Annotated in this window: 8 protein-coding genes; 7 read left to right on the top strand and 1 reads right to left on the bottom strand. The window is 33.7% G+C overall.

Annotation, left to right across the window (positions count from 1 at the left end):
- The coding region (locus B3J44_RS16940) for a DinB family protein (RefSeq protein WP_286969829.1) at positions 1-333 on the top strand (333 nt) is incomplete at its 5' end.
- A 27-nt stretch (positions 334-360) separates the two neighbouring features.
- The gene (locus B3J44_RS16935; protein ID WP_286969828.1) at positions 361-828 is read left to right on the top strand and encodes a DUF1440 domain-containing protein; all 468 of its coding nucleotides are present in this window, start codon (positions 361-363) and stop codon (positions 826-828) included.
- Positions 829-897: 69 nt separating this feature from the next.
- On the opposite strand, the gene B3J44_RS16930 is transcribed toward B3J44_RS16935, so the two are convergent.
- A complete protein-coding gene (locus B3J44_RS16930; RefSeq protein ID WP_129747735.1) occupies positions 898-1,059 on the bottom strand; it encodes a DUF1328 family protein in 162 nt (53 codons plus the stop codon).
- Between the two features lie 271 nt (positions 1,060-1,330).
- Between B3J44_RS16930 and B3J44_RS16925 the strand changes: the two genes are divergently transcribed.
- The 5 genes from B3J44_RS16925 (at position 1,331) to B3J44_RS16905 (ending at position 7,600) form a co-directional block, all read left to right on the top strand.
- Positions 1,331-2,389 (top strand): pesticidal protein Cry7Aa, encoded by a 1,059-nt coding sequence (locus B3J44_RS16925; protein WP_286969826.1) that lies wholly within the window; start codon positions 1,331-1,333, stop codon positions 2,387-2,389.
- Positions 2,370-4,640: a glycosyltransferase gene (locus B3J44_RS16920; protein ID WP_286969825.1), complete on the top strand. Its 2,271-nt coding sequence runs from the start codon at positions 2,370-2,372 to the stop codon at positions 4,638-4,640. Before B3J44_RS16925 ends, B3J44_RS16920 begins: the two co-directional genes overlap by 20 nt.
- 150 nt (positions 4,641-4,790) lie before the next feature.
- Positions 4,791-5,345: a TetR/AcrR family transcriptional regulator gene (locus tag B3J44_RS16915; protein WP_286969823.1), complete on the top strand. Its 555-nt coding sequence runs from the start codon at positions 4,791-4,793 to the stop codon at positions 5,343-5,345.
- Positions 5,346-5,347: 2 nt separating this feature from the next.
- Positions 5,348-6,592, top strand: a complete 1,245-nt coding sequence (fabF, locus tag B3J44_RS16910; protein ID WP_286969822.1) for a beta-ketoacyl-ACP synthase II — start codon at positions 5,348-5,350, stop codon at positions 6,590-6,592.
- Positions 6,593-6,841: 249 nt separating this feature from the next.
- Complete coding sequence (locus tag B3J44_RS16905) at positions 6,842-7,600, top strand: MlaE family ABC transporter permease (RefSeq protein ID WP_286969819.1); 759 nt, start codon at positions 6,842-6,844, stop codon at positions 7,598-7,600.
- Positions 7,601-7,771 lie beyond the last annotated feature (171 nt).

Here is a 7,771-nt window from a genome sequence, read left to right as displayed (position 1 = left end):
AAAACAGAAAAAACAACCAGAGAACCCGATGAAAACGTAAAAACTCTTGATAGTATATTTTTAGACTTCACTACCAAATACCAATCGCCCGAAAACATAAAGCCTCCTGATATTGAATATGAAAAAAGCACACTGCTGGCTTCCATCAAAAAAATAGAAAATGATTTATTTGAAGCAGCAGAAACTTACGATTTAACATTGACTTGTTTAGATTCTAAAGTGCCTGGATTTGACTTTTTCACGATTTACGAATGGCTTCATTTTGCAATTGTGCATACGAAGAGACACACTCATCAGTTGAAATCGATTTATGAGCATATTAAAAAACAATAGATTAGTATTTAACTCAAAATTACTTTTATGAGATCAAAAGTTAGAACCATTGTTTCATCTGGTTTAGTTGCAGGCACATTAGACATTACTGCCGCTATTTTGATTTATGCAGGAATACTACATAAAACAACAGCCGAAAAAATTTTACAATCTATTGCAAGTGGCATTTTTAAGAAAGAAGCTTATACAGGCGGATCAGAAATGACTCTCGCTGGCTTGGGACTTCATTTTCTAATTGCTTTTATTTTTGCTTGGTTTTATTTTAAGATTTTCCCATACATCCCTTTTTTCAAAATAAATACCTTATTATCTGGCATTTCTTACGGTTTCTTTATTTGGGTTGTAATGAATCTCTTGGTTCTGCCAATAGTATTTCCGGTTTTACCAGAGAAGAATTTAGATTTTCCGCTTTTGCTTTCTATTCTCATTGTAATTTGCTGCGTCGGAATTCCGATTGCTTTTATAACGAGAAAATATTATGCAAAATGGTATTAAATAAGATTCAAAGGTACAAAGGCTCAGAGTTGCACAGGTTAAAAACTTTGAGCCTTTGAATCTTAAAAATTAAACTTTTCTTCTGCCTGTAATCAATGAAATAATAAACAGGACTAAAAAGATGAAGAATAAAATTTTTGCGATGCTTGCAGCTCCGGCAGCAATTCCGCCAAAACCAAAAATTCCAGCTATAATAGCAAGAATTATAAATATAACTGTCCAACGTAACATAATATTGATTTTTTAAGTTCTTAATACGACTGTTTTATAAGCCTTTTTTTGTCTATTTCAAAGTTCTTTTATTCCTACAAATCGTGTTAACTCTATACACTTAAATATTATCCCAATAAAACCAAACCAAAGCTAGACAACGCGCCACTTTCACGATTATTTGCTAGCCTTACAGAATTACCATGTTTATGCTTTTGAGTTAATTTTTTAATGGATTGGATTAATTGTCGCTTTTATACTAAAGTAATTTTAATAAAATTTTTTTTAAGTAATGAAAGAAGCTAAAAAACATGGTGTCATTTTAGAAAAAACAGACCGAACTTTTGAAGAATTAGGTGTTTTAAATCCTGCCATTTATCAAGACGGAAATAATGTCCACATGTTTTACAGAGCGGCAAAAAAAGGAAACTTCTCTACTATTGGTTATTGTCGTTTTGAAGGACCGACAACTTTAGTAGAAAGACGTTCAAATCCTATTTTTCTTCCTGAATATATTTATGAAATTCATGGAGTCGAAGATCCTAGAATTACTAAAATAGACGATCTGTATTATATGACTTATGTTACTTATGATGGTCTAAATGCCTGTGGCGCTTTGGCTGTTTCTAAGGATTTGGTAAAGTTTAAAAAGAAAGGAATTATTACACCGAGATTTATTCTAAACGAATTTACCAATCTTATTAGAAAGCATTTACAAAACCCAAGCATTGCAAGAATATTGGCTTTTAATACAGAAAGAAATTATCCGTTAACGGAAACAATGAAAGAGCATTTGTATGTATGGGATAAAAATGTAGTTCTTTTTCCGAAGAAGATAAATGGAAAATTTGTTGCGCTGCACCGCTTATTTCCATCTATTCAGATCGTTTCTTTTGAAAAGAAATCAGAATTAACAGAAGATTTTTGGAAAGAATATTTAAAGAATCTTCCAGATCACATTGTAATGGAACCAAAATATGATCATGAAACCAGTCATATTGGTCCAGGAGCTCCTCCGATCGAAACGGCAGACGGATGGCTTTTAATTTATCATGCTGCCGAAAAAAGAGTAAAAGGTTTGGTTTATCATGCAGCTGCTGTTTTGCTGGATTTAGAAGACCCAAAAAAAGTAATTGGAAGATTGCCAAAACCCATTATTACTCCATCAGAATATTATGAAAGACATGGTTATGTCAATTACGTAGTTTTCCCCACAGGAACTGCCATTTTTGACGGCCAACTATATATTTATTATGGCGCTGCCGATGACAAGATTGCGGTGGCATCTTTGAACCTAAGCGAGTTATTAACCGAGCTAAAAAAGAATCCTCATGAAGACAATATCAAATAAATCAAAAATCGTTTTTTTATCTACTTTTCCGCCAACGCAATGCGGCATAGCAACTTATACGCAAGATACCATCAAAGGAATAACAGATGTTTATGGTAAATCTATAAAATGCGAAATATGCGAACTGGTTACTGAGCCTATTGAAGAACCAACGCAAGCTTTTACCTTAAACACAAAAAATAGAGCAGAATATGCTAAAGTAGCAGAAGAAATCAATAAAGATGAAACTGTGAAATTAGTTCATATTCAGCATGAATTTGGTTTGTTTTCAGGAAATTATGGAGATCATCTTTTAGATTTTTTAAATGTTATTAAAGCCCCTGTCACTTTTACTTTTCACAGCGTAATTCCAAATCCGAATGACGAATTGAGAACTTTTGTGAAACTGTTGTTAAGCTACAGCAACTCGGTTTTTGTAATGACCAATAAATCCAAAGAAATTCTAATTAACGACTACGACATCAATGAAGAAATAATTACTTGCGTACTTCACGGAACTCACATTGTAATATATGAAACTCCAAAACAGGCAAAAGAAAAATTAAACATTGAAGACAGATTAGTGCTTTCTACTTTCGGACTTTTGGGCGAAGGTAAAAATATAGAAACAGGCTTACAGGCTTTACCAAAAATTATTGAAAAAGCGCCAAATGCTTTATATCTAATTATTGGCAAAACGCATCCAAACTTAATCAAAGATGGTGTTGATGCTTATCGTGACAAATTAGAAGGCATTGTCAAAGAATTAAACCTTCAGGACAATGTTCGATTTATCAATCAATATTTAGATACCGATGAACTTTTAGAATATCTAAAAGCGACAGATATTTATATGTTTACCTCAAAAGATCCCAATCAGGCAGTGAGCGGCACTTTTGCTTATGCCATGAGTTGTGCATGTCCAATTGTGGCTTCTAAAATTCCGCATACAAGAGAAGTATTAACTTCAGATTCTGGAATTTTGTGTGATATTGGAAATTCCGATCAATTTGCGGAAGCTGCAATTAAATTAATCGAAGATGAAAATTTAAGACACGAAATGGGAATTAGTTCTTTTACAAAAATGAGAGCTTCTTCATGGGAAAATGTTGGAATTACTCAAATGAATACCTATCAAAAACTGATTAAAAATCCATCCGAAATTAAATATAGCTATCCTCCTATTCAGTTAAAACATATCAAAAAACTAACAACCGAATTAGGAATTATTCAGTTCAGTAAAATTTCTATTCCAGATTTAGATTCAGGATATACTTTAGATGATAATGCAAGAGCTTTAATTGCATTTTGCATGCATTATAAACTAACTCAGGACAAAGATGATCTAGCATATATTTTAATTTATTTAGATTTTATTCAACGTTGCCAAAAACCAAAAGGAGATTTTATCAATTATGTCGATCAGGAAAACCGCGAACATATTGAGCAAAATGCCGAAGTAAATTTGGAAGATTCTAATGCCAGAGCTATTTGGGCGTTAGGAACCGTAGTTTCAATGTCAGACATTCTTCCTGAAGCAATTACCAAAAAAGCCACAAGATGTTTATTGAACTCCCTAAAATGGGCCGAAAATATTCAGTCGCCACGTTCAATTGGTTTTGCTACAAAAGGTTTGTATTTATACCATTCGACCATTCCGAATTTGTATGTTGCCGCGATTATTAATAAACTAAATGCAAAATTGCTGGCTAACTACGAAGATACAGCAACAGAAGACTGGCAATGGTTTGAAAATTATCTGACTTATGGAAACAGCATTTTGCCAGAATCTATGCTTTACGCTTATTTAATTACCAATAAACCGGTTTACAAAAAAGTAGCATTAGATTCTTTAGATTTCCTAATTTCTAAAACGTTCAAAGAAGGAACGTTCAAAGCCATTTCGAACCAAAGCTGGCATCATAAAGGTTCTGAGCCACATGAATATGGCGAACAGCCAATTGATGTTACGTACACCATTCAGAGTTTAAATGCCTTTTACAATGCCTTTAAAACTGCAGAATATAAAAAGAAAATGAAAGCTGCATTTAACTGGTTTTTAGGCAAAAATCATTTGAACCAAATTATGTATAATCCAGTAAGTGGCGGCGGTTATGACGGACTTGAGAAACACAATGTAAACTTAAATCAAGGTGCAGAATCTACTGTTTGTTATCTGACTGCAAGATTATTAATGGAGAAACTAGCCCTGTCACAATCACGCGTTATTCCGTTAATGAAATCTCGAAGCGGTATCGCCATAAATTTATAAGAAAAGACACTGAAGCTAACCAAACACTTCACTTTTTTAAACCCTGAAAATCCCTTTCTTAATGAAAGGGATTTTTTGTTTGTAAAAAAAAACTAAAATAAATTTACCTATCTACTAATAGGTAGTATCTTTGTCAAAAAAATTACTGCTATGACAACAAAAGAAAATATTATTGATAAAGCAGATCAACTTATTCGAGACAAGGGTTATAATGCGTTTAGTTTTAAAGATATTTCAAATGATATAGGCATAAAGACCGCTTCTATTCATTATCATTTCCCTACAAAATCAGATCTTGGGGTAGCAACTATTAAAGAACATATTGCCAGATATGAAACTTTAAAGGAAAAGGTTGCTAATGAATCACCGCTAATACAACTTGAATCCTTTCTCGCTGTACATACAAAAATCAAGCATGATAATAAAGTATGCATTGTCGGCTCACTGGCAACAGACTTAAACACACTAGACCAATCAATAAAAGAGGAACTAAAAATATTTGCCAAATTGGTAATTGACTGGCTGACTGAAGTGCTAACCGACGGAAAAGAACAGAAAATATTTGATTTTCAAACTTCGGCACGAACAAAAGCATTAATGATAATTACGAATATGGTAGCAATAGTCCAACTTTCAAGACTTACAAACGATGACGATTTTGAGTTGGTAAAAGAAACAATATTAACAGAATTAAGACCTAAATAGCAATGAAAAGAGTTGTAGTAACAGGATTAGGAGCAGTAACTCCTATTGGAAATAGCGTTGAAGAATATTGGAATTCATTAATTAACGGAGTCAGCGGTGCCGCTCCAATTACAAGATTTGACACCACACATTTTAAAACCAAATTTGCCTGCGAAGTTAAAAACTTTGATTCGCAGCATCTATTTGAAAAAAATGAAATCAGAAAATATGATCTTTTTACTCAATATGCTTTACATGCTGCAGATGAAGCAATAAAAAATGCCAACATCGATTTTGATACTTTAAACAAAAACCGAATTGGTGTTATATGGGGATGCGGAGACGGAGGTATTTCAACTTTCGAGGAACAAATGGGAGAATATAAATTAGGAAATGGCATACCAAGATTTAGTCCTTTTTTCATTCCAAAGAGAATTGTCAATATTGCTTCAGGAGTGATCTCTATCAAATATGGACTTCGAGGAGTCAATTATACCACAGCTGCTGCTTGTTCTGCGAGTAATACTTCTATTATAGATGCATTCAATTACATTCGCTGGGGCAAAGCAGATATGATTATTAGCGGTGGTTCTGAGGCTTCAGTTTCAGAATCTTCAATTGGCGGTTTTAATGCGTCAAAAGCATTATCGACATTAAATGATGATTACACAAAGGCTTCACGTCCTTTTGATTCAACAAGAGACGGATTTGTTTTAGGTGAAGGAGCTGGCGTTGTTATTTTGGAAAGCTATGAACATGCTATAAAACGAAATGCAGTAATTCTAGCCGAAATTGTTGGAGGCGGATTAGCTGCAGATGCTTATCATTTAACAGGAACTCATCCTGAAGGAGAAGGAGCTGTTTTAGGAATGGAACTTGCTCTTGAAGAAGCTGGAATCACTCCAGATAAAATTGACTACATTAATGCTCATGCTACTTCTACTCCAACTGGCGATTTAAGTGAGCTCAAAGCTGTAGAGAAAGTATTTGGAATAAATCCGAATGCAAATATAAGTGCTACAAAGTCCATGACAGGACATTTACTTGGCGGTGCTGGAGCAATAGAAGCGATTGCCTGTATAAAAGCTGTTCAAGAAAATATTGTACCGCCAACCATAAACACTCAAAATGTAGAACAGGATTTTGCAGATAAATTTAATCTCACTCTCGGAAAAGCACAATCGAGAATAGTTAACTATGCTATGAGCAATACATTTGGTTTTGGCGGACATGTAGCAAGTTCAATATTTAAGAAGTTTACAGAATAAATGTTATAGTTTAATACTTGCCTATTTTAAAAATCCCTTTCCAAAAGAAAGGGATTTTTTGTTTGCGGTCACAAACGTCAAACTGTTTTAATTATTGTGAGTTTATGAAAATTATATAAGGCTGAGAAAAAGTTCTGTAATATATTTTAACAAGTATTGGGCTAACTTTCCTCTATAATTCAATGATTTGAAAAAACTGTTAAATAATTGATTTTCATCTCATATCATTCACCTTAAAACCAAAACATTTTGATCCTTGCTATTAAAAATACATTCGCCGAAATTGGAGAAACCACAATATTCGCCAAAAGGTTTTTTAAGGAGGTTTTTGTTCCGCCTTATGAAACCAGAGAGTTCCTAAAACAATGTTATGTTATAGGATACAAATCTCTGCCATTGGTTGCTATTACAGGTTTTATTATGGGTTTGGTTCTTACGCTTCAATCGCGACCTACATTGGTAAAATTTGGTGCTGAATCCTGGCTTCCTGGAATGGTGGCTCTTTCGTTAATAAGAGAAATCGCTCCTGTAATTACTGCGTTGATTTGCGCTGGAAAAATTTCATCTGGAATTGGAGCCGAATTAGGATCTATGAAAGTAACCGAACAAATAGATGCCATGGAAGTTTCGGCTGTAAATCCATATAACTATTTGGTGGTAACTAGAGTTTTAGCCTGTACTCTAATGGTTCCTATTCTAGTATTTTTTGCAGACGCGATTGGAATCATTGGCGGATATGTTGGAATAAACATTCACGGAGATGTCAATTTTTACCGTTTTCTAACTCAAATCATTCAATCCTTAGAATTTCTAGATCTGTTTCCAGCAACACTAAAGACCTTCTTCTTTGGATTTATTATTGGAATTATTGGCTGTTATAAAGGTTTTAATGCCAAAAATGGAACAGAAAGTGTGGGGCAAGCTGCCAATTCTGCCGTTGTAACTGCATCGTTAAGCATTTTTATTATCGATATGGTTGCTGTTCAAATAACCGATTTATTTTTTTAAGATGATGAAGGAAAAATTACATAAAGAACCTAAAAAAGCAAAAGAGAAAGATCAAACTCCAATTATCGAGATTAAAGATCTCCACAAAACTTTTGGAAAAGATAATGCCGTTCTAAAAGGCGTTAATCTCACTTTGAATAAAGGTGAAGATTTGGTTGTTTTAGGACGTTC

Origin of the sequence: Flavobacterium sp. UBA4854, from assembly GCF_002399805.1 — a bacterium.
GTDB lineage: Bacteria > Bacteroidota > Bacteroidia > Flavobacteriales > Flavobacteriaceae > Flavobacterium > Flavobacterium ginsengisoli.
This window is presented reverse-complemented; position numbering and strand designations above follow the sequence as displayed.

What these genes read in the sequence shown, in the direction of transcription:
- B3J44_RS16935 (WP_286969828.1), top strand. Translation starts at nt 361, where the DNA reads ATGAGATCAAAAGTTAGAACCATTGTTTCATCTGGTTTAGTTGCAGGC.
- B3J44_RS16930 (WP_129747735.1), bottom strand. Translation starts at nt 1,059, where the DNA reads ATGTTACGTTGGACAGTTATATTTATAATTCTTGCTATTATAGCTGGA.
- B3J44_RS16925 (WP_286969826.1), top strand. Translation starts at nt 1,331, where the DNA reads ATGAAAGAAGCTAAAAAACATGGTGTCATTTTAGAAAAAACAGACCGA.
- B3J44_RS16920 (WP_286969825.1), top strand. Translation starts at nt 2,370, where the DNA reads ATGAAGACAATATCAAATAAATCAAAAATCGTTTTTTTATCTACTTTT.
- B3J44_RS16915 (WP_286969823.1), top strand. Translation starts at nt 4,791, where the DNA reads ATGACAACAAAAGAAAATATTATTGATAAAGCAGATCAACTTATTCGA.
- fabF (WP_286969822.1), top strand. Translation starts at nt 5,348, where the DNA reads ATGAAAAGAGTTGTAGTAACAGGATTAGGAGCAGTAACTCCTATTGGA.